26 protein-coding genes are annotated in these 26,293 nt (G+C 65.2%); 15 read left to right on the top strand and 11 right to left on the bottom strand.

The features are described 5' to 3' along the window. Positions 1 to 24: 24 nt before the first annotated feature. Genes QXZ94_RS09910 through QXZ94_RS09900 form a run of 3 tightly spaced genes read right to left on the bottom strand, consistent with a single transcriptional unit; the run spans position 25 to position 1,090 of the window. Entirely contained in the window at positions 25 to 297 is a 273-nt protein-coding gene (locus tag QXZ94_RS09910) for a GNAT family N-acetyltransferase (protein WP_172108615.1), read from the bottom strand. Positions 298 to 303: 6 nt separating this feature from the next. Further along, a complete protein-coding gene (locus QXZ94_RS09905; protein ID WP_315720254.1) occupies positions 304 to 843 on the bottom strand; it encodes a DUF3828 domain-containing protein in 540 nt (179 codons plus the stop codon). Positions 844 to 850: 7 nt separating this feature from the next. Continuing rightward, complete coding sequence (locus tag QXZ94_RS09900) at positions 851 to 1,090, bottom strand: hypothetical protein (protein WP_315720253.1); 240 nt, start codon at positions 1,088 to 1,090, stop codon at positions 851 to 853. Positions 1,091 to 1,108: 18 nt separating this feature from the next. Between QXZ94_RS09900 and QXZ94_RS09895 the strand changes: the two genes are divergently transcribed. The 6 genes from QXZ94_RS09895 (at position 1,109) to QXZ94_RS09870 (ending at position 7,787) form a co-directional block, all read left to right on the top strand. Then, a complete protein-coding gene (locus QXZ94_RS09895) occupies positions 1,109 to 2,710 on the top strand; it encodes an acyl-CoA synthetase (RefSeq protein ID WP_315720252.1) in 1,602 nt (533 codons plus the stop codon). Between the two features lie 6 nt (positions 2,711 to 2,716). Then, positions 2,717 to 3,574, top strand: coding sequence for a PCC domain-containing protein (locus tag QXZ94_RS09890; protein WP_315720251.1), 858 nt, complete (start codon positions 2,717 to 2,719; stop codon positions 3,572 to 3,574). Positions 3,575 to 3,649: 75 nt separating this feature from the next. Further along, positions 3,650 to 4,420, top strand: a complete 771-nt coding sequence (locus QXZ94_RS09885) for an AAA family ATPase (protein WP_315720250.1) — start codon at positions 3,650 to 3,652, stop codon at positions 4,418 to 4,420. Positions 4,421 to 5,238: 818 nt separating this feature from the next. Beyond that, the gene (locus QXZ94_RS09880; RefSeq protein WP_315720249.1) at positions 5,239 to 5,925 is read left to right on the top strand and encodes a UPF0149 family protein; all 687 of its coding nucleotides are present in this window, start codon (positions 5,239 to 5,241) and stop codon (positions 5,923 to 5,925) included. Positions 5,926 to 6,039: 114 nt separating this feature from the next. Then, positions 6,040 to 6,606: an SRPBCC family protein gene (locus QXZ94_RS09875; protein WP_315720248.1), complete on the top strand. Its 567-nt coding sequence runs from the start codon at positions 6,040 to 6,042 to the stop codon at positions 6,604 to 6,606. Between the two features lie 281 nt (positions 6,607 to 6,887). Next, positions 6,888 to 7,787, top strand: a complete 900-nt coding sequence (locus tag QXZ94_RS09870; RefSeq protein WP_315726184.1) for a cytochrome D1 domain-containing protein — start codon at positions 6,888 to 6,890, stop codon at positions 7,785 to 7,787. Between the two features lie 81 nt (positions 7,788 to 7,868). On the opposite strand, the gene QXZ94_RS09865 is transcribed toward QXZ94_RS09870, so the two are convergent. Beyond that, positions 7,869 to 8,522: an HAD-IA family hydrolase gene (locus QXZ94_RS09865; RefSeq protein WP_315720247.1), complete on the bottom strand. Its 654-nt coding sequence runs from the start codon at positions 8,520 to 8,522 to the stop codon at positions 7,869 to 7,871. Positions 8,523 to 8,781: 259 nt separating this feature from the next. Here QXZ94_RS09865 and QXZ94_RS09860 point away from each other — a divergent pair, with 259 nt between their 5' ends. From QXZ94_RS09860 to QXZ94_RS09850, 3 genes are all read left to right on the top strand, one after another. Then, entirely contained in the window at positions 8,782 to 9,774 is a 993-nt protein-coding gene (locus QXZ94_RS09860; protein WP_315720246.1) for a lipase family protein, read from the top strand. 179 nt (positions 9,775 to 9,953) lie between these two features. Continuing rightward, the gene (locus tag QXZ94_RS09855; RefSeq protein WP_315720245.1) at positions 9,954 to 10,250 is read left to right on the top strand and encodes a hypothetical protein; all 297 of its coding nucleotides are present in this window, start codon (positions 9,954 to 9,956) and stop codon (positions 10,248 to 10,250) included. Positions 10,251 to 10,488: 238 nt separating this feature from the next. Beyond that, positions 10,489 to 10,815: a hypothetical protein gene (locus tag QXZ94_RS09850; protein ID WP_315720244.1), complete on the top strand. Its 327-nt coding sequence runs from the start codon at positions 10,489 to 10,491 to the stop codon at positions 10,813 to 10,815. 283 nt (positions 10,816 to 11,098) lie between these two features. Here the strand turns inward: QXZ94_RS09850 and uvrA are convergent, their stop codons facing one another. From uvrA to QXZ94_RS09820, 6 genes are all read right to left on the bottom strand, one after another. Further along, complete coding sequence (gene uvrA, locus QXZ94_RS09845; protein ID WP_315720243.1) at positions 11,099 to 14,161, bottom strand: excinuclease ABC subunit UvrA; 3,063 nt, start codon at positions 14,159 to 14,161, stop codon at positions 11,099 to 11,101. Positions 14,162 to 14,488: 327 nt separating this feature from the next. Then, positions 14,489 to 15,133, bottom strand: coding sequence for an outer membrane protein (locus QXZ94_RS09840; protein WP_172108639.1), 645 nt, complete (start codon positions 15,131 to 15,133; stop codon positions 14,489 to 14,491). Between the two features lie 291 nt (positions 15,134 to 15,424). After that, positions 15,425 to 16,153, bottom strand: coding sequence for an outer membrane protein (locus tag QXZ94_RS09835; protein ID WP_172108641.1), 729 nt, complete (start codon positions 16,151 to 16,153; stop codon positions 15,425 to 15,427). 216 nt (positions 16,154 to 16,369) lie between these two features. After that, positions 16,370 to 17,152 (bottom strand): outer membrane protein, encoded by a 783-nt coding sequence (locus QXZ94_RS09830; RefSeq protein WP_315720242.1) that lies wholly within the window; start codon positions 17,150 to 17,152, stop codon positions 16,370 to 16,372. 314 nt (positions 17,153 to 17,466) lie between these two features. Continuing rightward, positions 17,467 to 18,222: an outer membrane protein gene (locus QXZ94_RS09825; protein ID WP_172108645.1), complete on the bottom strand. Its 756-nt coding sequence runs from the start codon at positions 18,220 to 18,222 to the stop codon at positions 17,467 to 17,469. Positions 18,223 to 18,415: 193 nt separating this feature from the next. Beyond that, positions 18,416 to 19,159 carry an outer membrane protein gene (locus QXZ94_RS09820; protein ID WP_315720241.1) on the bottom strand — a complete coding sequence of 248 codons (744 nt, stop codon included), beginning with the start codon at positions 19,157 to 19,159 and terminating at the stop codon, positions 18,416 to 18,418. A gap of 482 nt (positions 19,160 to 19,641) precedes the next feature. On the opposite strand from QXZ94_RS09820, the gene QXZ94_RS09815 reads away from it, so the two are divergent. The 3 genes from QXZ94_RS09815 to gyrA all read left to right on the top strand — a co-directional run bounded on the left by QXZ94_RS09815 (position 19,642) and on the right by gyrA (position 23,691). Then, positions 19,642 to 20,145, top strand: coding sequence for a single-stranded DNA-binding protein (locus QXZ94_RS09815; protein ID WP_172133154.1), 504 nt, complete (start codon positions 19,642 to 19,644; stop codon positions 20,143 to 20,145). A 227-nt stretch (positions 20,146 to 20,372) separates the two neighbouring features. Next, positions 20,373 to 20,771, top strand: a complete 399-nt coding sequence (locus QXZ94_RS09810; RefSeq protein WP_315726182.1) for a DUF2306 domain-containing protein — start codon at positions 20,373 to 20,375, stop codon at positions 20,769 to 20,771. Between the two features lie 169 nt (positions 20,772 to 20,940). After that, complete coding sequence (gyrA, locus tag QXZ94_RS09805; RefSeq protein WP_315720240.1) at positions 20,941 to 23,691, top strand: DNA gyrase subunit A; 2,751 nt, start codon at positions 20,941 to 20,943, stop codon at positions 23,689 to 23,691. Between the two features lie 46 nt (positions 23,692 to 23,737). Here gyrA and QXZ94_RS09800 read toward each other — a convergent pair whose 3' ends face one another. Continuing rightward, positions 23,738 to 23,995, bottom strand: coding sequence for a hypothetical protein (locus QXZ94_RS09800; RefSeq protein ID WP_315720239.1), 258 nt, complete (start codon positions 23,993 to 23,995; stop codon positions 23,738 to 23,740). 284 nt (positions 23,996 to 24,279) lie between these two features. On the opposite strand from QXZ94_RS09800, the gene coaD reads away from it, so the two are divergent. The 3 genes from coaD (at position 24,280) to QXZ94_RS09785 (ending at position 26,152) form a co-directional block, all read left to right on the top strand. Further along, positions 24,280 to 24,774 carry a pantetheine-phosphate adenylyltransferase gene (gene coaD / locus QXZ94_RS09795; RefSeq protein ID WP_315720238.1) on the top strand — a complete coding sequence of 165 codons (495 nt, stop codon included), beginning with the start codon at positions 24,280 to 24,282 and terminating at the stop codon, positions 24,772 to 24,774. 76 nt (positions 24,775 to 24,850) lie between these two features. Then, on the top strand, positions 24,851 to 25,414 hold the full coding sequence (locus QXZ94_RS09790; RefSeq protein WP_172182996.1) for a peptidylprolyl isomerase: 564 nt from the start codon (positions 24,851 to 24,853) through the stop codon (positions 25,412 to 25,414). A gap of 273 nt (positions 25,415 to 25,687) precedes the next feature. Then, positions 25,688 to 26,152 carry a peptidylprolyl isomerase gene (locus QXZ94_RS09785; protein ID WP_172108659.1) on the top strand — a complete coding sequence of 155 codons (465 nt, stop codon included), beginning with the start codon at positions 25,688 to 25,690 and terminating at the stop codon, positions 26,150 to 26,152. Positions 26,153 to 26,293 lie beyond the last annotated feature (141 nt).

The following is a 26,293-nucleotide window of genomic DNA, read 5'->3' as shown; positions in this document are numbered from 1 at the left end:
TCCGTTCGGTAGTTCTACGGGTCGTCAGGCCATGATGTCGCGGTTCTCCGGGTGATCCCTGAGGTAATCGGCGACGAAGCTGCAGCCTGCGGCGACCTTGCGTCCCTCGCTGCGGATCAGCTCCAGCGCGCCCTTGACCAGCTCGGACGCGATGCCCCGCCCGCGGAGCGGACGCGGCGTCTCGGTGTGGGTGATGATCACCGCCTGCGGTGTCGCGCGATAATTGGCGAACGCGATGCTGCCTTCGATGTCGAGCTCGAAGCGGCTCTCGGCCTTGTTGTCGCGGACGGTGGTCATGATGCTCTACCTTCGTTTCGGTTTGTCGGTCAGCTTGATGAACTCGGCCAGCATCTCGCGGATCGACCACGGCTTGCCATCAATGGCGCCGCGGATGTCGTCGATCTTCCATTGGCCGGTATCGCGCACGAAGTCATAACGGATGACGTTGTCGGCCTGTTCCTTGCGATCGTCGCGGTGGCCGGCGATGGTGACGGCGATGGTCGCCTTGTCGGCGTCCTGCTTTTCGGGTGTCACCTTGAACGATGCGACGTCGGGATCCTGGGAATTGGTGATCGGATCGAAGTCGACCGCGCCAACCTCGCCCTTGGGCGTGCGGGCATCCATCGTCGCCCATTGGGCCGCCAGCGACTTCGACAGATATTTGGCCCGTGCTGCCTTGGTCTCGATGACGAAATTGCCGCCGTCCTCGCCCTTGCCCTTGGCGACGCGGGTGTAGATCGCGGTCATGATGCCCACCGGATCGTTGGCGGGGGCCTGCGCGTGAACAGGCGAGACGGCCAGCAAGCTGGCGAGGCTGAGCAGCAGGAGACGGCGATCGATCATGGTGTCCTCAAATCAGATTCGGTGCGCCGGGGATGCAGGAATTCGGGATGGACGACAGCGCGGCCGGCAGGGTTTTGTCGCACGGCGCCTGCATTCGTTCGAATGAGGCGGCTGCATGGGGGCGATGGCCCGGGTGATCTTGCGACGGCTTGCGGTACCACGATAAACAGGCACGGAGCAGGGCGGCCGAGATCGCCCCGGGATCGATCGAGGGGACGCCGCCAATGGTTTTGTTCATCAGCTGCAAGCAAGCGAGGGCCCCTCGATGACCACCGGATCCCTGCGCATGTCGCGGCGGGTGATGAACCTCGCGCATATCGTGACCCAGAACGGCCGTCGGCTCGCAGACCGCATCGGCTTCGTGTGGGGGGAACGTTCGTGGACCTGGCGCGAGATCGACGCGATGGTCTCGGCGCTGGCTGCGGGGCTCGCCGCGCAAGGGATCGCCAAGGGCGACCGCATCCTGGTGCATTCCAAGAATTGCGAGGAGATGTTCGTCTCGATGTTCGCCGCGTTCCGGCTCGGCGCGGTCTGGGTGCCCACCAATTTCCGCCTGATGCCGGACGAGGTCGCCTATCTCGCCACCGCCTCGGGCGCGAAGGCCTTCCTCTGCCATGGCGATTTTCCCGAGCATGCCGCGGCGGTGACGACGGCAGCATTCACCTGGCGCGTCGGCGAGAGTGGCGATTTCGGCACCCGCTCGGTCGCCGAGGTGATGAAGGCGCATGCGGGGGCGGATGTCGCGAACGCAGCGGTGGAGCACGACGATCCCTGCTGGTTCTTCTTCACCTCCGGCACGACGGGCCGCTCGAAAGCTGCAGTGCTCACCCATGGCCAGATGGCCTTCGTCATCACCAACCATCTCGCCGACCTGACGCCGGGCACGACCGAGCGCGACGCGTCGCTGGTGGTTGCGCCGCTGTCGCATGGCGCGGGCGTGCACCAGCTGATGCAGAGCGCGCGCGGCGCCAAGACCGTGCTGCTGCCGAGCGAGAAGTTCGACATCGCCGAGGCCTTCCGGCTGATCGAGAGGCATCGCGTCAGCAATCTGTTCACCGTGCCGACGATCCTGAAGATGATGGTCGAGCATCCTGCGGTCGAGCAGTTCGATCATTCCTCGCTGCGCCATGTCATCTATGCCGGTGCACCGATGTACCGCGAGGACCAGAAGCGCGCGCTGGCGCGGCTCGGCAAGGTCATCGTGCAGTATTTCGGGCTCGGCGAGGTCACCGGCAACATCACCGTGCTGCCGGCCGCCGCGCATGAGGAGGAGGACGGACCCGACGCGCGGATCGGCAGCTGCGGCTATGAGCGCACGGGCATGCAGGTCTCGATCCAGGACGATCAAGGCCGCGAGCTGAACTCGGGCGAGACCGGCGAGATCTGCGTCATCGGGCCGGCGGTGTTCGCGGGCTACTACGACAATCCCGAAGCCAATGCGAAGGCGTTCCGCGACGGCTGGTTCCGCACTGGCGATCTCGGTCACATGGACGCGCAGGGCTTCGTCTACATCACCGGCCGCGCGTCCGACATGTACATCTCCGGCGGCTCCAACATCTATCCGCGGGAGGTCGAGGAAAAGATCCTGACCCATCCGGATATCGGCGAGGTCGCCGTGCTCGGCGTGCCCGATCCGGTATGGGGCGAGGTCGGCGTCGCCGTCTGCGTCGCGCGCGAGGGCGCGGCCGCGCCGAGCGAAAGCGCCATCGCCGGCTATCTCGCCACCAAGCTGCCGCGCTACAAGATGCCGAAGCGGTTCTTTTTCTGGGATGCCTTGCCGAAGTCGGGCTATGGCAAGATCCCGAAGCGCTTGGTGCGCGACGAGCTCGAGGCGCGCGGCCTGCTCGACCTCACCAAGCAGGGTTGAAAGTCGATGAGATCGATCACGCAACCCGGCTTGCCGGTCGCCGAGCGAATCCAATGGGTCGAGGCGCGCGGCCGCGCTTTCACGTTCACCATGGAGCAAGGGCAGCCGCTGCTGGAGGCTGCGCGCCGCGGCTTTGCGGCGCATGGATTTGCCGGTGGCGTGCTCGAGATCAAGCGCGGTGCGCTCGGACCGTTCGCCTATGTGATGCCGGCGCTGTCGAAGACCGCGGATCACGCCGCGTTCTACAGCGAGACCTATCGTCCCGCCGGCGTGACGCGGCTCTCGACCGCCACGATGACGCTCGGCGTGCGCGACGGCGCGCCATTCTTCCATTGCCACGCGTTGTGGACGGAGGCGGGCGGCCGCGCTGGAGGCGGGCACATCCTGCCGGAGGAAACCGTCGTCGCCGAGCCGTTCGAGGTCGCGGCGTTTGGCGTCGAGGGCGCGATCTTCGCGGCCGAGCCTGATCCCGAGACCGGCTTCAAGCTGTTCGGACCGGTCACTGCCGCACCGCGCGGCGCGACGACGGATCGCCGCGCCTTCGCGCTGCGGCTGCGGCCGAACCAGGATTTCGCCGGCTGCCTCGAAGCGTTCTGCAAGACGCAGGGCGTCCGTGAGGCCCGCATCCGCGGCGGCGTCGGTTCGACCATCGGCGCGCGCTTCGACGACGGCGGCGTCGTCGAGCCGTTCGCGACCGAGCTGACCATCACTTCGGGCGCGATCGCGCCCAGCGCCGACGGTCTCCAAGCCACGCTCGACGTCGCGCTGGTCGACTACACCGGAGCGCTGACGCAGGGCCGTCTGGTGCGCGGTGACAATCCGGTGCTGATGACCATGGAGCTGGTGCTGGAGGTCGTGGCATAGATCGATGGCCGTGGTGGCGGGCGGCGCCTTGATGTGCGAGATTGCCCGTGAGGTCACTGAGGTTGTGTAGACGGCATGGCGAGGAAGCAGCGTGAGATCCGGCTGCGCGCACCCTATCTGAAGCGGCTGTGGCTCGATCCGGCAAAGGTCGATGACCGGACCGCCTATCCGTTCTGCCTGCCGTTTCTCCGCGACGACTTCGAGCTGAGCTTCACCAGCGCGATCACCATCATTGTCGGCGAGAACGGCACCGGGAAGTCGACGTTGCTCGAAGGCATCGCGGCGCTCGCAGGCTATGACGAGGCCGGCGGCGGCAAGGGATACATGCCGGTGAATCACGCCCGCGCGGTGGAGCGCATGGGTGGCGCGCTGGGCAAGGCCTTCCGCGCCGCCTGGCTGCCCAGGATCACGCAAGGCTGGTTCTTCCGCGCCGAAAGCTTCTTCTCGGTGGCGCGCTATCTCGACGAGGCTGCGCTGGACGATCCGCTCGGTGGGCCGCCGCCCGACTTCCTGTCGCATTCGCATGGCGAAGGCTTCCTGCGCTTCTTCGAGGAGCGCTGCCAGCGCCAGGGCATCTACATCTTCGACGAGCCGGAATCGGCGCTGTCGCCTGCGCGCCAGATCGAGTTCCTCAGGCTGATGCGGCGCATGGATGACTCCGGACATTGCCAGCTGCTGATGGCGACGCATTCGCCGGTGCTGATGGCCTATCCCGGCGCGAGCTTGCTGCGCCTGAGCAAGAATGGTCTTGAGCCCGTCCGGGTGCAGGACACCGATCATTTCAAGGCGCTGCGGGAGTTCTGCACCGATCCTGATGGGTTCGTGCAGGGCGTGCTCGCGGAGTGAGGGCACGAGCGCTCTGGTCATCTGCGTGGCTTTGCGCCGCTCGGGACGACAATCACAGCTGTCATCGCCCGGCTTGACCGGGCGATCCATTTCGCCGCGGCCCATCGATCAACAACGACCGCTTCTGGAATACTCGATCGCCCGGTCAAGCCGGGCGATGACAGGGGAGTGTGGGACTGTGGTGTTGCGCAATAAGTTGGCATGAAGCACCGTTCTCGCGATGCCTCTGCATCCGAGCTTTGCCATTCATGTCGCCCTCCGGAAGTGAGAGGGCGCAGGGAAGGCCGGGTGCAGGCCGCACCCATGGCCCGCCTGCGAAAAAAATGCAGGCGGCAGGAACCACAGGATTGGCCGGACAACCGGCCTTCCCTGCGCGACGGTTTACGGCTTATACGCGCTCTCCTCGGTGCACCGGGCTTTTTGGCCACCGTCATCGGCGTGACGCCCTGAAGACATCGACACCCACTTGACCTCAGCGTCGGGAGGTCAGGACCACACGATTTCGCCGTCCGCCCCGAAACCCGTCGTCTGCGCAAAAGCACCGGGTCCGTGACGTCCATCGCATCCCGCCCTCCACGCCCGTGACGACCGCGAAGCGCCCCTCTCGTGAGGGCAGGACGGCGACAGAAAAACCGAAATTCTGCAAAGACGAAAGCGGAATATTTTTCGCGGACCGACTGGACAGGGGTGATGCCGCTGATCCCTTGTCGAAATTTAGATTTTGCGCGCGGCCCTGTTTTGGTGTCAAACGGCAGTGTCGCGGCGTGGGCGTCGGGCAAATCAGGTCGCGACGCGGGCAGGGAAGAGCAGGGTTGCAGATGCCGGAGCGAGCCGATTCTCACGCCGAGCTCGAGCAGGCGCTGCTCGCGCTCGATGACCGGGCCATGGTGCTGGAGGAGCTCGACGGCTTCATCGCCGGTCTGCTGGTTCTGCCCGAGCAGGTCCCACCCGGCGAATGGTTCGCGGCGGCGTTCGGGTTCGGCAGGGGGAAGCGCTCGGTGTTCGCGAGCATCGACCATGCCAACGCGGTGCTCGATCTGGTGATGGCATATTACGACGAGATCGCACGGACGCTGACGCGCGAGCCGGAGCTGTATCAGCCGCGCTTTCCGGTCGATCCCGTGAACGGCGACGTGATGTGGGAGCTGTGGATCGACGGCTTTGCTGCGGCGGTGGACCTCCGTGGCGCGCGGTTCGCCGCCTATCGGCAGGTCGACGGCGACGTCGGCGAGGCGGCGCTGAGACTGATGGTGGCGATCGAGCTGGCGCTTGACGAAGACGGCGATCGTGTCGCCAATCCCGAGCTCGACCGCGCGGCGCCGGCTGACATCCGCGATGCCGTGCTGACCTTGAACCGTCATCGTCGGAGCGGCGCGACCGTGCCCGGCGCACCCGCCTTCACCGAGCAGCCCAATCCGTTCGCGTCATTCGGCAAGATCGGCCGCAACGATCCGTGTCCCTGCGGTTCCGGCCGGAAATACAAGCGCTGCTGCGGCGCGAATTGAGGCGGCCGCGACCGCCACGACACGGTCTTTTTTGTTGCAACAATCCGGTGCGGTGCAAATATGGTGCTGCCCGCGCCGGATGCGCGGGCCAATGAGACTGGTTGAGGAAACGACATGAGGATGGTGTTCGGCAAGGCGCCGGCCGTGACGGCGGCGCTCGCGATCGCAACGGCCCTGACAATCACGGCTCTGACCACGGCGGAAGCGCATGGTCCGACCCGGCGCAAGGTGCAGGAGCATGTCGAGATCAATGCCGCACCCGCCAAGGTGTGGGCCGTGATCGGCAACTTTCAGGACATGAGCTGGCTCGGTCCGGTCGAGAAGACCGCGGGCGACAAGGGCAACGAGATCGGCGCCACGCGCAAGCTGACCCTGAAGGGCGGCGCCACCGTCGATGAGGAGCTCTACAAATACGACGCCGAGAAGATGAGCTATTCGTACCGCATCACGAGCGTCGACGTGAAGGTGCTGCCGGTGACGAACTACTCGTCGACGATCGCGGTGACGCCGACCGCGGACGGAAAGGGCAGCGTGGTCGAATGGACCGGCGCCTTCTACCGCGGCTTCCCGAACAACGACCCGCCGCCGGAGCTGAGCGACGAGGCCGCGGTCGATGCGGTGACCGGGCTCTACAAGGGCGGACTGGAAGGCTTGAAGAAGAAGGTGGAGAGCGGGAGCTAAGGATTGCGGTTGAGGGATCGCTCATGTGGCTCAGCGCGCGCTGCGCTCCCTCTCCCCGTTCTTACGGGGAGAGGGTTGGGGTGAGGGGCAGCCGCACGGGGAGTGTACGTGGGGAGACCCGCATCCTTTCATCCGGATCGGATCTGACGGTGCAATCAGTGCGCGCGCAATTCGTCGCGCCCACGCAGCCGCGCAGAGATAAGGACCAGGGTCACTTCGGCAGCTTTCAAATTCGCGCGGTCTGGTATCGAGTTCTTTTAGTCGGTTCTTTCCTCGCCTGTATCGCCATCACCGCCCACGCCGAGGAAGCCTTCGTCACCAATCAGCTCAGCGATGATCTCACCATCGTCGACCTCGCCACCTCGAAGCCCGTCGCCACCATTCCGATCGGCGGCAAGCCGGCGGGCGTGGCCGTCGCCGCGGACGGGCGCTTCGCCTACGTGGCGAGCCCCGACGATAAATCCGTCAGCGTCCTCGACGCCGTCGCGCGCAAGGTGGTCGGACGTATCGATGTCGGTGGTGGGCCGCTCGGCATCGCCGTGACGCCGGATGGCGCGACGGTCTATGTTGCCGACTGGTACAATGCCGCGATCCGCGTGATCGATGCGAAAGCCCGCGCCGTGACCGGCAGCATCGCTGTCGGCGCATCGCCCTCGGGGCTCGCGGTGACACAAGACGGCAAGCTGCTGCTGTCGGCCGATCGTGACGACGACATGGTCTCGGTGATCGACACCGCGACCCGGCAGCGGCTCAAGACCATCAAGGTGGGCACGCGGCCGTTCGGCATCACCATCGATGCCGAGGGCCGGCGCGCCTACACCGCCAATGTCGGCTCCAACGACGTCTCGGTGATCGATCTCGCCGGCGGCCGTGAGATCGGCCGCATCAAGACCGGCCTGCGGCCCTATGCGGTCGCGCTGGCGCAGGGCCGGGGCTTCGTCACCGACCAGTATGACGGCACGGTGAGCGTGTTCGACATCGCCAGCCTGCAGCCGCTCGAGCGCATCAATGTCGGCGACTATCCCGAAGGCATCGAGGCGACCGCGGACGGCCAGCGGATCATAGTGGCCAATTGGGAGAGCAACATCCTGAGCGTCATCGACGTGGCCGCGTTGAAGGTGACAAGCGAGATCAAGGTCGGCAACGGCCCGCGCGCGTTCGGCGCGTTCCTGCGCCGGTGAGGCGCTTGCGCAGCCCGGATGAGCGCGAGCGACATCCGGGTTCTCCTCGGACATCAGCGATAATCCCCGATGTCGCTGCGCTCATGCGGGCGACGAGGCGGCGGCCTGGGTCATCACCAGCCGCTCCACGATCTCCTCCATCCGCGTGAACACCAGCTCCGGCTGCCGGTCCCGCAGCGCCTTCTCCGCGGCATAGCCCCACGTCACGGCGCCGAACGCGATGCCGGCGGTGCGCGCCGCCTCGATGTCGCGGGTCTCGTCGCCGATCGCGATCACCTCGGCCGGGTTTGCGCCGATGCGCTTGACGACACGCTTGAACTTCTTCGCCTTGCCATACAGCGAGGCGGAGCAGTCATAGACCGAGAACAGCTGCGCCGACGCTCCGAGCTTCTGCCGCGCATTGGCCTCGGTGTCCGACGACACCAGCGCCAGGCGGATGTCCGCCGCTGCCAGCGCCGCCAGCATGGCCTCGACGCCGGCGAACAGCGGAATGCTGGCGGCCTGCTCGGTCTTGAGGCGGCGGATGTGCCGCGCGATCAGCGGCAGCTTCCAGCGCGAGACGCCGAGATGGTTCAGCACCTCGGCGGTCGAGGAATGGCGGAGCAGCTCGACGTCCTCGTCGACGACGGGGCGAAAGCGATAGCGCGCGGCCACCGTATTCACGTTGCGACGAAACCAGGGCAGGCTGTCGGCCAGGGTGCCGTCGAGATCGAAGATGACGAGAGAATAGGGCATCGGACCTGAAGCGGTGGGCGGGACGACGGCAGCATGTTGGTACGACAGCATGCGCCATAGCAACGGCACGCTCACGGCGCAACGTGATCAGGCCGGCGGCCGGTCCGCGCCGGGCGGTCGACGAAGAAAATCTGAGGTTGAACATGTTGTGATGTGCACGCCGGATGGGCCGCGGCTATGCTGATGGCAGGCAGGGCGCGCGTTCGCTCGGCCTGCACGATTTGAATCATTTTTTCATTTGCGAGCAGAGAGATTTCACATGGCCCTCAACAAGGTTGCTGCCGCCTATCTGTCCTACTTCGCCTATATCGACGATGCGCTGGACACCGTCCAGCCGAGCGATTTCACCAAGATGCTCAGCGCAGTGCCGTCGGGGGCCGCGAACGGTCCGTGGTCGCTGTGCTGGGGGCCGGCGGTCAACGACGGCGTGCTCGCCTACGTCGCGCAGGGCAATGACGGCAGCTACGCGCTGGCGTTCCGCGGCACCGATGTCGACGGCTCGGTCGCAGGCGCATTCGAGAACGTGCTGGCCGATGCCGATGCGGTCTTTCTGGTGCCCTGGCTGTATCCGCAGCAGACGGGAGCGCCGCAGCAGGTCAGCGCCGGCATCAACGATGCGCTGGCGCTGGCGATCGCGATGACCGACCCCACGACGGACCTGTCGCTGCTGGACTATCTGCGCGGTCTTGCCGCCAAGCAGAACCTGCAACTGATGGTGACCGGGCACAGCCTGGGCGGCGCGCTTGCCGTCGTCGCAACGGCGTGGCTGCAGGATCAGCTGCCGAAGCTGAATTCGTCGATGACCTTCACGCTGTGGCCGCACAGCTTCGCCGCACCGACGATGTGGAACGACGGCTTCGCGACCACGTTCGCCAAGTCCTACACCTACTACGCCGCCGTCAACAGCAACGACATCGTGCCGATGGGCTGGGCCAATCTGAAGGGCATTCTCGGCACCTATCCGGCGCCGGCCCCGGTGCTGAAGGACACCAACTATTTCTCGATCTACCTGCCGCTGAAGGGGCTCAGCAACACCATCCCGACCTATACGCCGATCACGCCGAGCAATCCGGATGCGTTCACGATTGCGCCGGTCGCGGAGTCGAACGATTCCTGGACTGCGGAGGCGGGGTATATGCATTCGATGCAGCTGCAGTACTTTCCGCACGCGACCGGCACCACGGCGCCGGTGCTGCCGGGAATCACCAAGACGGGCGTGGCGCGTCCGCGCGCGGCTGCCGCCGCGGCGTGAGCGGCCGGGGAGCCCGGGCGAGCTCTGGTTCCGATGATTGCTGGACTGCGCCTCGCAAGTCTGCAAGGCGCTGCCCTCTCCGGCAGGATCACGATTGCATCACGATCGATGTGAGCGTGCGTTGCAGGAACGGTGCTGCATTGCGGTGGTTGACTCCCGACAGCAGCAAGGAGACCTCCATGCAACGCACGATCAAGATGGCTGCGCTGGCCGCAGCAACCCTGGTGATTGGCACCGCCGCCGCGTCGGCGCAGGGCTATGGCGACACGATGGCCTGGGTGCCGCCGGCACAAGGATACGACTCCGAGCCGGTCTATGGCGCGCAGGCCTATGCACCCGGTCCGGCGGCCGGTCCGGTGACCTGGAGCCGCGGCTACAACGGCACCAATCATCCGACCCCCGGCTCGACCCAGGGCGATGTCGGCCCGTCCGGCAACAACAACGGCACGCTGACCGGCGTCTATCGGCAGTGGTAATCGCCGTCACACGACAGTTTGAGTTCGTGTGAGTTCAGCAAACCCGTCGCTCGACACGAGCGGCGGGTTTGTCGTTTGAGGCCATCCGTCGGCCGCTGAGGCCAATTGCGGTTGGATCATGTCATCGCGGGAACGTGAGCGCCGCGTTGTGTCGCACAAATCTTGTGAGCACCGGCGGAACCGCTGCCGCATCGATGGTGTTTGTTCCCCGATGAATTTGGAACAAGGGAGCAAGCTCATGACACGCACGTTTGGATTGGCCGCGCTGACCGCCGTCACGCTGGTGGCCGGCACCGTCGGCGCCTCGGCCGGCGAGTACGGCCCGGGCGGCTACGGCTATGGCGGCCAAATCACCAGCACCTATGCCTACCGCGACTCCTACGCCTGGGCGCCGGGCCCGGTCTATGAGGAAGGCTACGTCGCCGTCGCGCCGGGCCCGTATGCGGGCCCGGGCTGGGGCGCCGGCTACAACGGCACCAACCACCCGACTCCGAGCTCGACCCAGGGCGACGTCGGCCCGTGGGGCAACAACAACGGCACGCGGAGTGGGTATTATCGGTGGTGAGTTGAGTTCGAAGAACCACAATCGGGCCCGTCGCTCTTGGCTGAGCGGCGGGCTTTCGTTTTGAAACGACGCCGTCTCTGCGGGCGTCATTGCGAGGAGCGGAGCGACGAAGCAATCCAGGGTCGCGGGCGGGACTCTGGATTGCTTCGCTTCGCTCGCAATGACGGCGGCGCAGGCAGAGGTGTTGCGCTGTACCCGTAGCCGTGATCAGCGCAGCGACGTCCGGGATCATCGCTGGCGGTGGTGGTGAGCCGGATGTCGCTGCGCTCACCGGGCCACGATGCTACTCCGCCGCCTCGCTTGCCGCGCCGCGGCCGCGCTTCTTCGGCTTGGCTGACTTCTCCAGCACCGGCTTCAGGAACTGCCCGGTGTAGCTGCGCGGCGCTTTGACGATGTCCTCGGGCGGGCCCCAGGCAACGATCTCGCCGCCGCCGTCGCCGCCTTCGGGGCCGAGGTCGATGACCCAGTCCGCGGTCTTGATGACCTCGAGATTGTGCTCGATGACGACCACCGTGTTGCCCTGCGCGACAAGCTCGTGCAGCACTTCCAGGAGCTTCTTGACGTCGTGGAAGTGCAGGCCGGTCGTGGGCTCGTCGAGGATGTAGAGCGTGCGTCCCGTGGCGCGCTTGGACAGCTCCTTGGCGAGCTTGACGCGCTGGGCCTCGCCGCCGGACAGCGTGGTGGCCTGCTGTCCCACATGGATGTAGTCGAGGCCGACGCGGCGCAGGGTCTCGAAGGTGTCGCGGACGCGCGGCACGGCCTTGAAGAACTCGGCGGCTTCTTCCACGGTCATGTCGAGCACGTCGGCGATCGACTTGCCCTTGAACAGCACGTCGAGCGTCTCGCGGTTGTAGCGCTTGCCCTTGCAGACGTCGCAGGTGACGTAGACGTCGGGCAGGAAGTGCATCTCGATCTTGATGACGCCGTCGCCCTGGCAGGCCTCGCAGCGGCCGCCCTTGACGTTGAACGAGAAGCGGCCCGGCTCGTAGCCGCGCGCCTTGGCCTCGGGCAGGCCGGCGAACCATTCGCGGATCGGCGTGAACGCGCCGGTATAGGTCGCGGGATTGGAGCGCGGCGTGCGGCCGATCGGCGACTGGTCGATGTCGATGATCTTGTCGATGTGCTCCAGGCCCTCGATGCGGTCATGCGGCGCGGCGGCCTCGTTGGCGCCGTTGAGCTTGCGCGCAATCGCCTTGTAGAGCGTGTCGATCAGCAGCGTCGACTTGCCGCCGCCGGACACGCCGGTGATGGCGGTGAACAGGCCGAGCGGAATCTCGGCCGAGACGTTCTTGAGATTGTTGCCGCGGGCGTTGACGACCTTGATGGTGCGGCGATGGTTCGGCGGCCGCCGCTCCGGCACCTCGACCTCGAGCTCGCCGGTCAGATACTTGCCGGTCAGCGATTTCGGATTGCGCATGATCTCGGCCGGCGTGCCCTCGGCGACGATATGGCCGCCATGGGTGCCGGCGCCCGGGCCGATGTCGAGCACGTAGTCGGCGAGGCGAATCGCGTCCTCGTCATGCTCGACGACGATCACGGTGTTGCCGAGGTCGCGCAGCCGCTTGAGCGTATCGAGCAGGCGAGAATTGTCGCGCTGGTGCAGGCCGATCGACGGCTCGTCGAGCACGTAGAGCACGCCGGTGAGGCCCGAGCCGATCTGCGAGGCCAGGCGGATGCGCTGGCTCTCGCCGCCCGACAGGGTGCCGGAGGAGCGCGCCAGCGTCAGGTAATTCAAGCCGACGTCGAGCAGGAAGGTGAGGCGGTCGCGGATTTCCTTGAGGATGCGCGTGGCAATCTCTGTCTGCTGCGCGTTGAGCTGCTTCGGCACCTCGGCGAACCATTCGCCGGCCGCCTTGACGCTGAGATCCGAGATCTCGCCGATATGCTTGCCGCCGACCTTGACGCACAGCGCCTCGGGCTTCAGCCGGAAACCCTTGCAGGCGGCGCAGGGCACGTCGTTGAAGTATTTGCCGAGCTCCTCGCGCGCCCATTCGCTCTCGGTCTCGCGGAAGCGGCGCTCGATATTGGTGATCACGCCCTCGAACGGCTTCTTGGTGTCGTAGGAGCGGACGCCGTCCTCATAGGTGAACTTGATCTCGTCGTCGCCGGAGCCGTGCAGGAGGGCGTTCTGCGTCTTCTTGGGCAGATCCTTCCACTTGGTGTCGAGCGTGAACTTGTAGAATTTGCCGAGCGCGGTCAGCGTCTGCAGATAATAGGGCGACGACGACTTGGCCCAGGGCGCGATCGCGCCCTTGCGCAGGGTGACGTCCTTGTCGGGAATGACGAGATCGGCATCGACATGCTGCTCGACGCCGAGGCCGCCGCATTCCGGGCAGGCGCCGTAGGGATTGTTGAACGAGAACAGCCGCGGCTCGATCTCGGGGATGGTGAAGCCGGAGACCGGGCAGGCGAACTTCTCCGAGAACAGGATGCGCTCCGGCCCGCTCTTGTCGTGGATCTTGGCCACCTTCTTCTTCTCGTCATGGCCGGGCTTGACCCGGCCATCCATCTCCTTCGAAGAGGATGGATCACCGGGTCTCGCGCCTTCGGCGCGGCCCGGTGATGACGAGGAGGGGCTGGGATCGGCAAATTCGACCACGGCCAAGCCCTCGGCCAGCTTCAGCGCGGTCTCGAAGCTCTCGGCGAGACGCTGGCCGATGTCGGGGCGCACGACGATGCGGTCGACGACGACATCGATGTCGTGCGGAAACTTCTTGTCGAGAACCGGCGCCTCGGCGAGCTCGTGGAAGGTGCCGTCGATCTTGACACGCTGAAAGCCCTTCTTGAGGTATTCGGCGAGCTCCTTCTTGTACTCGCCCTTGCGTCCGCGCACGACCGGCGCCAGCAGATACAGGCGGGTGCCCTCGGGTAGCGCCAGCACGCGGTCGACCATCTGCGACACGGTCTGGCTCTCGATCGGCAGGCCGGTCGCCGGCGAGTAGGGCACGCCGACGCGCGCCCACAGCAGGCGCATGTAGTCGTAGATCTCGGTGACGGTGCCGACGGTGGAGCGCGGGTTCTTCGAGGTCGTCTTCTGCTCGATCGAGATCGCCGGCGACAGGCCGTCGATCTGGTCGACGTCCGGCTTCTGCATCATCTCCAGGAACTGGCGCGCATAGGCCGACAGCGATTCGACGTAGCGGCGCTGGCCCTCGGCATAGATCGTGTCGAAGGCGAGCGACGACTTGCCGGAGCCGGAGAGGCCGGTGAACACGACGAGCTTGTCGCGCGGAATCTCGACGTCGATGTTCTTGAGATTGTGCTCGCGGGCGCCACGGATGGTGATCGCCCGCAGGCTCGACTGATTGGCTTGCGCGCGCTGCTTGGCCTTGAGCACTTCATCCATGACGATCGTCCCACGGCGCAAGGCTGCGCCATCGTTGCAGGCGCGTTCGCCGGAAGCCGGCCATCGGACGCCAAGGGAAAAGGTATCGTCGGAACGTAGGAAGAACGAGGCCGGATTTCCAGTGCCGCCAGCGAATCATCAACAATGCGCTCGAGGAATGGCAGCGAATGGCAGGAGCGGAACCGGTTCGGCAATCGAGCGGGCGGACTCGCGGCGAAGAATGCGCAATCAGCGGGACGAGCCGGCAAAGAAAAAGCCTCCGCTCTTGGGGAGCGGAGGCCTTGTGCGTTGGCCCGGAGGCCGAGATCCCGCCCGAAGGCGAAAATCTTAGAAGTGGTAGTTGATGCCGACCTGACCCGAGTGCACGTTGAGCGTGCCGGTGGCCAGAGTGCCCAGACCGGTGAAGGTGTAGCTCTCACCGCCGAAGCTCTTGTAGAGGTATTCGCCCTTGAGCGACCACTGCGGAGCGAACATCCATTCTGCGCCGGCACCGACCGTCCAGCCGGAGTGGATCTTGCTGTCCGACAGGCTGATGCCAGGAGCCGACAGGGTGATGCGGTTGTCGGCCCAGGCGTAACCGCCGGTGACGTACAGCAGGGTCGGGCCGAAGGCGTAGCCGAGACGGCCACGAACGGTGCCCCAATCACGGATCTTCGAGTTGGCGGTCACGCCGAGAGCGGTCGCCGACGCGGAGATGTCAGCCCAAGCAGCGTCAGCCTCGAGGCCGAACACGACAGCGCCCTGCTGCCAGTTGTAGCCGATGGTGCCACCGGCGAAGCCACCCTTCATCGCGGCGAAGTCGGCGTCCTCGTTGGCATAGCCACCCATCGCACCGATGTAGAAACCGGTCCAGGTCATGACCGGCGCGAGAACCGGGGCCTTGGTGTAGGTCGGGCGCGCAGCGAGATCAGCGGCGGCAGCGGGAGCGGCCAGGGCGGCCAGGGCCACGGTCGCGAGCAGGATCTTCTTCATTCTTGTCTCCAGTTTAGTCCGTGAAGTCCGCGTCGCATCGAAAGCCTTACGCACGAAACAGACTCACCCGTTCAAGTTGACGACCATCCTATAGCCGGGTTCCTAGCGGATTGCCGTCACCCAGAAGCCACACTCGGGACGAAACCGGACATTTACGGGACGGTTCCCAAAACATAAGGCCACACAATGGCTTGGTTCCATGTGTGACCGATGCGTCGGGGGTGTCGCACGGGCAACAAAAAAGGCCGGCTTGCGCCGGCCTTTCAGAAAACACAACTTGATAACGGTCGATCAATACTTCGCGACGACCGGGCCGCCGAACCGGTAGTTCAACCGCGCCGTGAACAGGTCGACATCCTGCTTGATGTTGTCGGTCTGGGTGAAGACCGCGCCGCGGAACGGGACGTTCGTGTTGCCCATGAACAGGTGATCGTACTCGAAGCCCACCGACCAGCCCGGCGAGAAGGCGTATTCGACACCGGCGCCGACCGACGCTCCCCACTTGGTCACGGTCGTGGTGGCCAGCACGCTGTTGATCACGCCGGAGAAGATCTCGTACTTGGTGTCGGTGACGGCCGCGCCGCCCTTGGCGTAGAGCAGAACGTTGTCGAAGGAATAGCCGATCTGGCCGGTGAACAGGCCGAAGGCGTTGAGCTTGGTGCGGTTGCGGTCGGGCGCAAACACCGGGCTGACGTTGTTGCCGGTGAGGTCAGCCCAGTTGCCCTGCGCCTCGAGGCCGAACACGACAGAGCCCATCTGCCAGCGGTAGCCGAACTGGCCGCCGATCGTGCCGCCGGTGGCGTTGTGGCAGCCCTCGGCGGGGCCATTCACGAGCGTCCAGCAATTGCGGCTCGTGCCGTAGCCGCCGTTGATGCCAAGGTAGAAGCCGCTCCAGTCGTTGATGGCGACCATCATCGGGGGCGCCTTGGTGTACGGGCGGGCTGCCATGTCGGCCGCCGAAGCGGACGTGGCGGTTGCGATGCCGACGAGGGCCGTCGTGATCACAAGCAACTTCTTCATCAAATTCTCCCCCGGGAGTTGGAATGACAAGCGATGGAAACGTTCATACACGGGGCATCCCGGAGATGCTGTAACGCGTGCGCCACAACGATGAAAAAGCGTTATAAATCAAATATTTAACACAAAACGGCCGTTTCGGTGCCGAGCTCTGGACACGAAAAAGGCCGGCGGGGTCGCCGGCCTTTTCCAAGCCCGTCGGATGAGACGTCTTCAGCGTCAGTAGCGCGTGGCCGGAGCGCCGAATCGGTAGTTGACGCGGACCGTGGCCATGTCGATGTCCTGCTTGATGGTATCGACGCGTGAGTTCACGGTTGCCGTGGCCGGGAAGCTGATGTCACGCGAGCCCATGAAGAGGTGGTCGTACTCGACCGCGACCGACCAGTTCGGCGCAAAGCCGAACTCGACGCCGGTGCCGACGGTACCGCCCCAGCGAGTCTCGCTGGCGGAGTCCAGCAGCGTGCCGACCGGGAAGGGAGCGGCGGCGTTGGCGGTGCCGGTGTATTTGTTGTGCGTGACCGCCGCACCGCCCTTCACGTACCAGAGCACGTTGCCCCAGGCGTAGCCGACCTGGCCGGTGAACAGGCCGATGGCGTCGGTCTTGGTGGTGTTGGTGATTCCGGCTGCCAGTGCGGCCGTGCTGGCGTTCGATGATTTGAGGTCGGTCCAGTTGCCCTGGGCTTCCAAGCCGAACACCCAGCTGGCGGCCTGCCAGCGGTAGCCGACCTGACCGCCGATCAGACCGCTGCTCGCATTGTGGCAGCCCTCAGACTGCGTCGGAGCGACGGGCACGCCGCCGATGTTGTTCAGCGTCCAGCAATTGCGGCTCCAATCGGCGCCGCCGTTGACGCCGAGATAGAACCCGGCCCAGCTCGGCAGCGGCGTGACATAGGCCGGCGGCGGCGCCTTGCCATAGGGGCGCGCAGCAAAGTCGGCGGCCGATGCCGGGGCCAGCCCCAGCAATGCGACGCCCGCAGTCGTGATCAGAGTGGTCTTGTCCATGTGTCTCTCCCCAGTCCCAGAATGGCTGTCGCCGGATCCCTCCGATCCGGCCCGCGTGTGGCCTGTCGCTGGTTGTAGGAGAGACTGATTTCTAAAAACTGAGACCGGCGGGCCGGGCAGGGCGAGATGTGTCGATCGTGCTTAAGCAGATGTAAATCACGCGGCGCCGACCAATCCATGGAGGCAGGAAGTCATGCCTGTTCGCGTGTCGCCGGCCTCCGAGCCTCGCGCCGAAGGCCACACCTGTGCGCCAAAGGAAATGCGCGCTCCCGAGCAACGATTCTGGAAGAGAGGACGAGATCGGCGATCGGAGGTCAGTGCTTGGAGACGACCGGGCCGCCCCAGCGGTAGTTGACGCGGACCGTGGCCATGTCGACGTCCTGGCCGACCGTATCGGTCCGGGTCGCCGCACCGGCGGGAACGCCTGAGAAGTTCAGGGCCTTATTGCCCATGAAGATGTGCTCATACTCGGCGCCGACCGACCAGTTCTTGCCAAAGCCGACTTCGACACCGGTGCCCACCGTGGCGCCCCACCTCGTGGCGCTCGATTGGTCGAATGTCGCTCCCGTCGCGGTCGTGAGACCGTTGTACTTTTCGTTTGCGACCGCGGCGCCGCCCTTCACGTACCAGAGCACGTTGTTCCAGGCATAGCCGATCTGGCCAGTGAGCAGGCCGACGCCATTGACTTTGGTCTGGTTGGTCACGGCCGGAGCCAGCTGGCTGGTGTTGCTGCCCTTGAGGTTGGCCCAGTTGCCCTGGCCTTCGACGCCGAACACCCAGCTGCCGGTCTGCCAGCGATATCCGATCTGGCCGCCGGCCAGTGCACCGGCCGCATCATGGCAGCCTTCGGCATTGGTCGCTGCGACGCCGCCGAACGCCACATTGTTGGTCCAGCAGGTGCGTGCCGAGCCGCCACCGGCGTTCAGGCCGAGATAAAAGCCGCTCCAATCATAGATCGTCGTGATCATCGCGGGCGCCTTGGTGAAGGTGCGCGCGGGCAAATCGGCAGCGATGGCCGGCGCAATCCCCAGCGCCAGCGAAGTTGTCGCCCCCAGCAACAGCCTTCTCATCGCATTCCCCAAACCAAGTCCGACGCCCGCACGCACGCTCTCACCAACGCCCACCCGCGCCGTCTTGATAGACCCTTCCGTGGTAAAAAGCCGTCACCCAAACGACACAGCGGCCCAGCAAGTGCCGGTTTCGGCACGCAAAAAAAGGCCGGCACGAGGCCGGCCTTTCGACATATTCGCGGTTCGCGTGCAATCAGTAGCGGGACACGCTCGGGCCACCGAAGTGGTAGGAGACGCCAGCCTTGACGGTGTGGATGGTGTCGTTCCACTCCGAGCGGTTGGTCGCAACCGGCGAGTACTGGATCGAGCTCTTGCCGAAGTCGAGGTAGTTGTACTCGACCTTGGCCGACCAGTTCTGAGCGAACATGTACTCGGCACCGGCGCCGATCGTCCAACCCCAACGCCAGTCGTTGGTCACGAACGAGTTGCCGGGAACGCCATCGTAGCGATGCTGCAGATCGCCGACGGCGGCACCGCCGCTGACGAAGAACAGCGCAGGACCGGCCGCCCAGCCGAGCCGGCCCTTGATGTCGCCGAAGCCGCGCAGCTTGGTGAAGTAGGTGTCACCGACGCCGGCGTTGATCACGGCCGAGCGGCCGTCGATGTCCGCCCAGTGGTAGTCACCTTCGAGACCGAACACGATGTTATCGACCTGCCAATTGTAGCCGATCACGCCGCCGGCGAAGCCGCCGGTGATGTCGTAACGCTGCGTGCCGGCGAAGATCGCCGTATTCGGCGCGCCGAAGAAGGTCTCATCGCTGCGGCCCCAGCCGCCGCCGCCCTGCAGACCGAGGTAGAAGCCGGCCCAGGTCGGAAGCGGAGCCGGCGCCATCACCGGGGCCTTCGTGTACGGGCGGGCGGCGAGATCGGCGGCTCCCGCCGGCGTCAGCGCCCCCAAAACCATCAAGCTGACAGCTCCAAGAAAAATTCTTTTCATCCCAACATTCATCCCAAGTCTCCCGCGTTGGGCGCCCCGACATTCGTCCCCGGAGGCGCACTTCTGTGAGGTGGCGCGACCGCCTTGGCGGCCTCAATCCATCCGAAAATATACGCGATTCAACCCTGGATACCGTCTCCCAAAAGCCACAGGCGCGGAGGATATGAGGCGAGCTAACTTAATGAAAGTTAATCGCTTTTTCGTGATTGAGGGAACTTTTAGCGGGTTCCATTTCGGGAACTTCTGGTTCCCTTGGGTTCCCTCGAGTTCCATGGAACTCGCTGTCTGGTTGTGTGCACAGTATCGCGAACAAAACTGGAACAATCGCACCCGGAGTGCTATATGTGGATAAGCAGCGAGAAAGCAGGTGGCTGGCGCGGCAACCGTATAGGGTCCGGCGCGAGAGGAAGGGTTAGCCACCTTGTGCCGACAGGCCGGTGGAGACGACCGGTCCGGTGATCTGAAAACCGCGGGAGAGTGTGATGGCGGGTAGCGTGAACAAGGTGATTCTGGTCGGCAATCTCGGGAAGGACCCGGAGATCCGGCGCACGCAGGATGGTCGGCCGATCGCCAATCTGAGCATCGCGACCTCCGAAACGTGGCGCGACAAGGGGACGGGCGAGCGCAAGGAGAAGACTGAGTGGCACCGCGTGGTGATCTTCAATGAAGGTCTGTGCAAGGTCGCCGAGCAGTATCTCAAGAAGGGCGCCAAGGTGTACATCGAGGGTGCATTGCAGACCCGGAAATGGACCGACCAGAGCGGCGTCGAGAAGTATTCGACCGAGGTGGTGCTGCAGGGTTTCAACTCGACGCTGACCATGCTCGATGGCCGTGGCGGCGGGGGCGGCGGCAGCTTCTCCGACGACATGGGAGGCGGCGATTTCGGCAGCAGCGGACCGTCGATGGCGCCGCCGCGCCGCGCGGTCGCCTCGGCCGGTGGTGGCGGACGCAGCAACAGCGACATGGACGACGACATTCCGTTCTGAGGCGCGCGAATTCTCTGCCTATATGAGACGGCTTCCGTCCTGTCTGGAACGGCAGCCGGAGCGGCTTGAGCCCTGCACGCGATCACGTGAGGCCGATGCCTCGCTGGTCGTCGTGCGGGAGGCGTGAAACGGCAGGTCGCAGCGAAGAGCAGTGCTTGCTGGCGCGATAGACATCGACGTCAGCGAGCCCTTCGCGACGCCCGGCCCGCTGACCACGGGGGGTGATCATGAGCTTCGCACCGTTGCTCGCCGCCGAGCCTGCCGTCGTTCTGCATGCCTTTGCGGCGATGACGGCATTCGCGCTGGGAGTGGTTCAGTTCGCCGCGCCGAAGGGCACCGTGCCGCATCGAACGATCGGCTGGATCTGGGTTGCCCTCATGGCCGCGGTGGCGGTCAGCTCGTTCTGGATTCACACCATCCGGCTGGTCGGTCCATTCAGCCCGATCCACCTGCTGTCGCTCTACACGCTGGCCATGCTGCCGCTCGCGATATGGGCCGCACACCGCCATCGGGTGGCGGCGCATCGCCGGGCCATGATCATGCTGTTTTCCGGCGCGCTGGTGATTGCCGGACTGTTCACGCTGCTGCCGGGACGGATCATGCACAGGGTGGTCTTCGGGGTCTAGCAACAGGGCTGCCGCCGCGTGCGCCTAGCGGCTGTGCCGTTCGGTTAAGTGACTGGAAAGGCGAGCAGAAAAAGCGCGCTCCTGACCCGCTTGGGGGTGGCCTGCGAGGTCGCCATGCGCTATATGATTCCAAGCGATTTTCGCGTGTCAAAACCGACCGGTATCCCCTTTGTCCGATAAAGAAGATGAGAAGCCCGGCGAGCCGGGCGGACCTTCCGACATTCGTCCCGTTTCCATCCTCGACGAGATGAAGCGCTCCTATCTCGATTACGCGATGAGCGTGATCGTGTCGCGAGCGCTTCCCGATGCGCGTGACGGCCTGAAGCCGGTGCACCGCCGCATCCTGTACTCGATGTACGAGCAGGGGCACACGCCCGACAAGAAGTACGTCAAGTCCGCGCGCGTGGTCGGTGACGTCATCGGTAAATACCATCCGCATGGCGACCAGTCGATCTACGACGCCATGGTGCGCATGGCGCAGGACTTCTCGATGCGCGTGCCGTTGATCGACGGCCAGGGCAATTTCGGCTCGGTCGACGGCGATCCGCCGGCCGCGTATCGATACACCGAGGCGAAGCTCGCCAAGTCCGCGATCCCGCTGCTCGACGACATCGACAAGGACACCGTCGACTTCCAGCCGAACTACGACAATTCGGACAAGGAGCCGTCGGTTCTTCCGGCCAAGTTCCCGAACCTGCTCGTCAACGGCGCCGGCGGCATCGCGGTCGGCATGGCCACCAACATCCCGCCGCACAATCTCGGCGAGGTGATCGATGCCTGCATCGCGCTGATCGACAATCCTGCGCTCACGATCGATGATCTCATCAACATCATCCCGGGGCCGGACTTTCCCACCGGCGGCATCATCCTGGGCCGCGCCGGCATCCGCTCGGCCTATCATCTCGGCCGCGGCTCGATCATGATGCGCGGCAAGGTGACGATCGACACGATCCGCCGGGATCGCGAGGCGATCATCATCTCCGAGATTCCCTACCAAGTGAACAAGGCCACCATGGTCGAGCGCATCGCCGAGCTGGTGCGCGAGAAGAAGATCGAAGGCGTCGCCGACCTGCGCGACGAGAGCGACCGCGAGGGCTACCGCGTCGTCGTCGAGCTGAAGCGCGACGCGGTGCCGGACGTCGTGCTCAACCAGCTCTACAAGTTCACGCCGCTGCAGACGAGCTTCGCGGCCAACATGCTGGCACTGGACGGCGGCCGCCCGCAGACGATGAACTTGAAGGACCTGCTGACGATCTTCGTCGCGTTCCGCGAGCGTGTCGTCACGCGCAGGACCAAGTATCTGCTGAACAAGGCGCGTGACCGCGCCCACATCCTGGTCGGCCTCGCGGTGGCCGTGGCCAATATCGACGAGGTCATCCGGGTGATCAGGACCTCGCCTGATCCCGCGACCGCGCGCGAGGCGCTGATGTCGCGCGACTGGCCGGCACGCGACGTCGAGGCCATCATCACGCTGATCGACGATCCGCGCCATCGTCTTTCCGAGGACGGCACCATCCGGCTGTCGTTCGAGCAGGCCAAGGCGATTCTCGACCTGCGGCTGCAGCGGCTGACCGCGCTCGGCCGCGAGGAGATCTCCGACGAGCTCGACAAGCTCAAGATCGAGATCAACGACTACCTCGACATCCTGCGCTCGCGGGCGCGGGTGCAGGGAATCATCAAGGACGAGCTGACCGCCATCAAGGCCGAGTTCGGCACGCCCCGCCGGACCCTGATCGCCGAGCAGGAAGGCGAAGTCGAGGACGAGGACCTGATCCAGCGCGAGGACATGGTCGTGACCGTGTCTCACGCCGGCTACACCAAGCGCGTGCCGCTGTCGGCCTATCGGGCGCAGCGCCGCGGCGGCAAGGGCCGCTCGGGCATGCAGACCCGTGAGGAGGATTTCGTCAGCCGGCTGTTCGTGGCCTCCACGCACACGCCGGTGCTGTTCTTCTCGTCGCGCGGCCAGGTCTACAAGGAGAAGGTCTGGCGGCTGCCGATGGCAGCTCCCAACGCGCGCGGCAAGGCGCTGATCAACATCCTGCCGCTGGAGCAGGGCGAGCGCATCACCACCATCATGCCGCTGCCGGAGGATGAATCCTCCTGGGCCAATCTCGACGTGATGTTCGCCACCACGGGCGGCAACGTCCGGCGCAACAAGCTGTCGGACTTCGTCGATGTCAGGCGCTCCGGCATCATCGCGATGAAGCTCGACGAAGGCGAGGAGATCGTCAACGTGCAGATCTGCACCGAGCGCGACGACGTGCTGCTCACGGCCTCCGGCGGCCAGTGCATCCGCTTCCCCGTGACCGATGTGCGGGTCTTTACCGGACGCACCTCGATGGGCGTGCGCGGCATCGCGCTGGCGGAGGCCGACAAGGTGATCTCGCTGTCGATCCTGCGCCATGTCGAGACCACTTCGGACGAGCGCACGGCGTATTTGAAGATGCGCCGCGCCATGGCAGGCGAGACGACGGCCGAGGAGCCGGTCGAGAGCGAAAGCGAGGAGGCGGCCGCGGGCTCCATCCAGCTGTCGCAGGAGCGCTACGTCGAGATGTCGGCGCAGGAGCAGGTGGTGCTGACCGTGTCCGTCAACGGCTACGGCAAGCGCACCTCATCCTACGAGTACCGCACCACCGGCCGCGGCGGCAAAGGCATCGTCGCGATGTCGGTCAACAACCGAAACGGCAAGCTGGTCGCGTCATTCCCGGTCGAGGATGGCGACCAGATCATGCTCGTGACCGACAAGGGCCAGTTGATCCGTTGTCCGGTCGACGGCATCCGCATTGCCGGCCGCTCCACTCAGGGCGTCATCGTGTTCAACACCGCCGATGACGAGCACGTCGTCTCTGTCGAGCACATCGGTGAGGAGACGGAGAATGGCAATGGCGGGAATGGCGCCGAAGGGGCGAATGGCGAATAGGGAGTAGCGAAGTGAGACGAATCGGATCTCACCTACTCGCTATCTTTCATTGCGTCCGATCGACCCCGACGATGCGGGCCTCCCGGATCGTGGTCTTCGTTCCGGCGCCGCGCAGGCAGGCGGCTTCGAAATTCGGCCAGGCCTGCTGCGAGCAGTCGCGGCCGATCGGGCGGAAGTCCAGGCGATCACCCTTGGCCAGCGGCTGCGGCACGCTGGCGTTCACTTCCGGAGCGAGGCCGGGCAGGACGGTGAGGGCGGCAGCCACGAAGCCGGCCGCTGCAACGGCAGAAAGCGCTTTGATCATGACGGTCCCCTGTGGTTGGGCCGTTCGGCCCGTCGTTCGTTAAGGATTTGATAACCATTTCCGGTTTCGAGACGCTTTCGCCGGGGCGACCAATTGGTTTCGTCGCGTCGCGGACGTGTTTCGTGGCCGATGTTCCGACGAAACAATCGCGGCAGCGGTCCGGTGGTTCCGGTCGCCTTTCGTCGCGGGAGCGGCCCTGTGGCGCCGGCCCGAGCCCATCACAGCCGCGCCAGGGCAGGCGAGGGCGGCTTGCCGGCCTGTTCCGGCCGGTATAGGACGGACGCATGCAACGCATTGCGCTCTATCCGGGCTCGTTCGATCCCGTCACCAACGGCCATCTCGACGTGGTCCGGCAGGCCGTTCACCTCTGCGACAAGCTCATCGTCGCGGTCGGCGTGCATCACGGCAAGAAGCCGCTGTTTTCGACCGAGGAGCGGCTGGCGATGGCCCATGAGGTGTTCGGCCCGATCGCGGCCGCCGCCGGCTGCGCCTTCGATGCTTCGACCTATGACAATTTGACGGTCACGGCCGCTGCGAAGGCCGGTGCGATCATGATGATCCGCGGCCTGCGCGACGGCACCGATCTCGACTACGAGATGCAATTGGCGGGCATGAACCAGACCATGGCACCGGCAATCCAGACGGTGTTCGTGCCGGCCTCCGTGCCGGTCCGCCCGATTACCGCGAGCCTCGTGCGGCAGATCGCTGCGATGGGGGGCGAGATTTCGCATTTCGTCCCGCTATCGGTGGTGGCTCCCCTGAAAGCCAAGTTTGCCTGACGTCCCGGCGTCCGGCAGCTCCCGGCGCCGGACCGCCTTCTCGAGCGTTTCCTCTCATCCTGACTTCGGAGTTGCCATGATCCGCGCTCTCGCCTTCGTCTTTGCTCTCGTGTTCGCGCTGCCCGCGCTGGCGCAATCGCTTCCCGCCGGCCTCGACAAGCAGAATGCGCTGGTCATCGACACCACCAAGGGCCGCATCGTCATCAAGCTGCGCACGGACCTGGCGCCGCAGCACGCCGAACGGCTGAAGACGCTGGCGCGCGAAGGCTTTTACAACAACGTGCCGTTCCACCGCGTCATGGACGGCTTCATGGCGCAGACCGGCGACGGCCAGAACTTCAACGGCACCGGCGGCTCAAAATATCCGAACCTGAAGCAGGAGTTTTCTCAGACGCCGTTCAAGCGCGGCACCGTCGGCATGGCGCGCCGCGGCGACAGCGTCGATTCCGCCAACTCGCAGTTCTTCATCTGCTTCGGCGACGCGTCCTTCCTCAACGGCCAGTACACCGTGATCGGTGAGGTCGTGCAGGGCATGGACGTGGTCGACAAGCTCAAGAAGGCGCCTCCGGGCTCGGCAGGCGGCGCAGTGACCGACCCGGACAAGATGGTCAAGGTCCAGGTCGCCTCCGATATCAAGTAAGCTCGGAGGGCGGGGTCACCCGGACTCACGTCCGGGTTCCCAAGGCCTTAAGGAACCCTTTGCCACGCATCGCCCGTTGCATCGACAGGACGGGCGGCTTCAGCTTTAAACGCGTTGGGTCTAATCTGGACCCGCATCGCCCGGGCCCCGTTGTGCTCGGAGGGCCGTCAGGAGGGGTGGCGGCCGCACATGAGAAGGCGCCGCGACATTTCAGACCCCGAACTGTCCGTTGTCCTGCCCCTCATCAATTCCAACCAGAACCGAGAGACCAGCATGGCTGTGACCGAAAATACCTTGATCCTCGAGACCACCCAGGGCCCCGTCACCATCGAGATGCGTCCCGATCTCGCCCCCGGCCATGTCGCGCGCATCAAGGAGCTCGTCCGCGAGGGCTTCTATGACGGCATCGTCTTCCACCGCGTGATCGACGGCTTCATGGCGCAGACCGGCTGTCCGCAGGGCACCGGCACCGGCGGCTCCGGCAAGAAGCTGAAGGCCGAGTTCAACGCCGAGCCGCACGTCCGCGGCACCGCCTCGATGGCCCGCGCCGCCAACCCGGATTCCGGCGACAGCCAGTTCTTCATCTGCTTCGACGACGCCCGCTTCCTGGACAAGCAGTACACGGTCTGGGGCAAGGTCACCGACGGCATGGAGAACGTCGACAAGATCAAGCGCGGCGAGCCGGTGCAGAATCCCGACAAGATCGTGAAGGCCTACATGGCCGCCGACGCGGCGTAAACTTCGAGACGCTCTCCATGAACCCGCCTCTCGGCGTGTTCATGGTCCCATGTGCAGCGCCGGCTACGGCGCTCAACCCTCATGGTGAGGAGCGTGCGCAGCACGCGTCTCGAACCATGAGGCCACAGTCGGGCCTCATCC

Source organism: Bradyrhizobium sp. SZCCHNS2022, assembly GCF_032377575.1.
GTDB lineage: Bacteria > Pseudomonadota > Alphaproteobacteria > Rhizobiales > Xanthobacteraceae > Bradyrhizobium > Bradyrhizobium aeschynomenes.
Note: the sequence above shows the minus strand (reverse complement) of the source record. Positions and strands in the feature narration are given on the sequence as shown.

Coding starts and splice junctions, on each gene's coding strand:
- QXZ94_RS09885 (WP_315720250.1), top strand. CDS start 3,650: ATGGCGAGGAAGCAGCGTGAGATCCGGCTGCGCGCACCCTATCTGAAG.
- QXZ94_RS09905 (WP_315720254.1), bottom strand. CDS start 843: ATGATCGATCGCCGTCTCCTGCTGCTCAGCCTCGCCAGCTTGCTGGCC.
- QXZ94_RS09790 (WP_172182996.1), top strand. CDS start 24,851: ATGATCCGCGCTCTCGCCTTCGTCTTTGCTCTCGTGTTCGCGCTGCCC.
- QXZ94_RS09830 (WP_315720242.1), bottom strand. CDS start 17,152: ATGGACAAGACCACTCTGATCACGACTGCGGGCGTCGCATTGCTGGGG.
- QXZ94_RS09860 (WP_315720246.1), top strand. CDS start 8,782: ATGGCCCTCAACAAGGTTGCTGCCGCCTATCTGTCCTACTTCGCCTAT.
- QXZ94_RS09785 (WP_172108659.1), top strand. CDS start 25,688: ATGGCTGTGACCGAAAATACCTTGATCCTCGAGACCACCCAGGGCCCC.
- QXZ94_RS09895 (WP_315720252.1), top strand. CDS start 1,109: ATGACCACCGGATCCCTGCGCATGTCGCGGCGGGTGATGAACCTCGCG.
- QXZ94_RS09890 (WP_315720251.1), top strand. CDS start 2,717: ATGAGATCGATCACGCAACCCGGCTTGCCGGTCGCCGAGCGAATCCAA.
- QXZ94_RS09865 (WP_315720247.1), bottom strand. CDS start 8,522: ATGCCCTATTCTCTCGTCATCTTCGATCTCGACGGCACCCTGGCCGAC.
- QXZ94_RS09825 (WP_172108645.1), bottom strand. CDS start 18,222: ATGAGAAGGCTGTTGCTGGGGGCGACAACTTCGCTGGCGCTGGGGATT.
- QXZ94_RS09815 (WP_172133154.1), top strand. CDS start 19,642: ATGGCGGGTAGCGTGAACAAGGTGATTCTGGTCGGCAATCTCGGGAAG.
- QXZ94_RS09800 (WP_315720239.1), bottom strand. CDS start 23,995: ATGATCAAAGCGCTTTCTGCCGTTGCAGCGGCCGGCTTCGTGGCTGCC.
- QXZ94_RS09855 (WP_315720245.1), top strand. CDS start 9,954: ATGCAACGCACGATCAAGATGGCTGCGCTGGCCGCAGCAACCCTGGTG.
- uvrA (WP_315720243.1), bottom strand. CDS start 14,161: ATGGATGAAGTGCTCAAGGCCAAGCAGCGCGCGCAAGCCAATCAGTCG.
- QXZ94_RS09850 (WP_315720244.1), top strand. CDS start 10,489: ATGACACGCACGTTTGGATTGGCCGCGCTGACCGCCGTCACGCTGGTG.
- QXZ94_RS09880 (WP_315720249.1), top strand. CDS start 5,239: ATGCCGGAGCGAGCCGATTCTCACGCCGAGCTCGAGCAGGCGCTGCTC.
- QXZ94_RS09835 (WP_172108641.1), bottom strand. CDS start 16,153: ATGAAGAAGTTGCTTGTGATCACGACGGCCCTCGTCGGCATCGCAACC.
- QXZ94_RS09875 (WP_315720248.1), top strand. CDS start 6,040: ATGAGGATGGTGTTCGGCAAGGCGCCGGCCGTGACGGCGGCGCTCGCG.
- QXZ94_RS09810 (WP_315726182.1), top strand. CDS start 20,373: ATGAGCTTCGCACCGTTGCTCGCCGCCGAGCCTGCCGTCGTTCTGCAT.
- QXZ94_RS09820 (WP_315720241.1), bottom strand. CDS start 19,159: ATGAAAAGAATTTTTCTTGGAGCTGTCAGCTTGATGGTTTTGGGGGCG.
- QXZ94_RS09910 (WP_172108615.1), bottom strand. CDS start 297: ATGACCACCGTCCGCGACAACAAGGCCGAGAGCCGCTTCGAGCTCGAC.
- QXZ94_RS09840 (WP_172108639.1), bottom strand. CDS start 15,133: ATGAAGAAGATCCTGCTCGCGACCGTGGCCCTGGCCGCCCTGGCCGCT.
- coaD (WP_315720238.1), top strand. CDS start 24,280: ATGCAACGCATTGCGCTCTATCCGGGCTCGTTCGATCCCGTCACCAAC.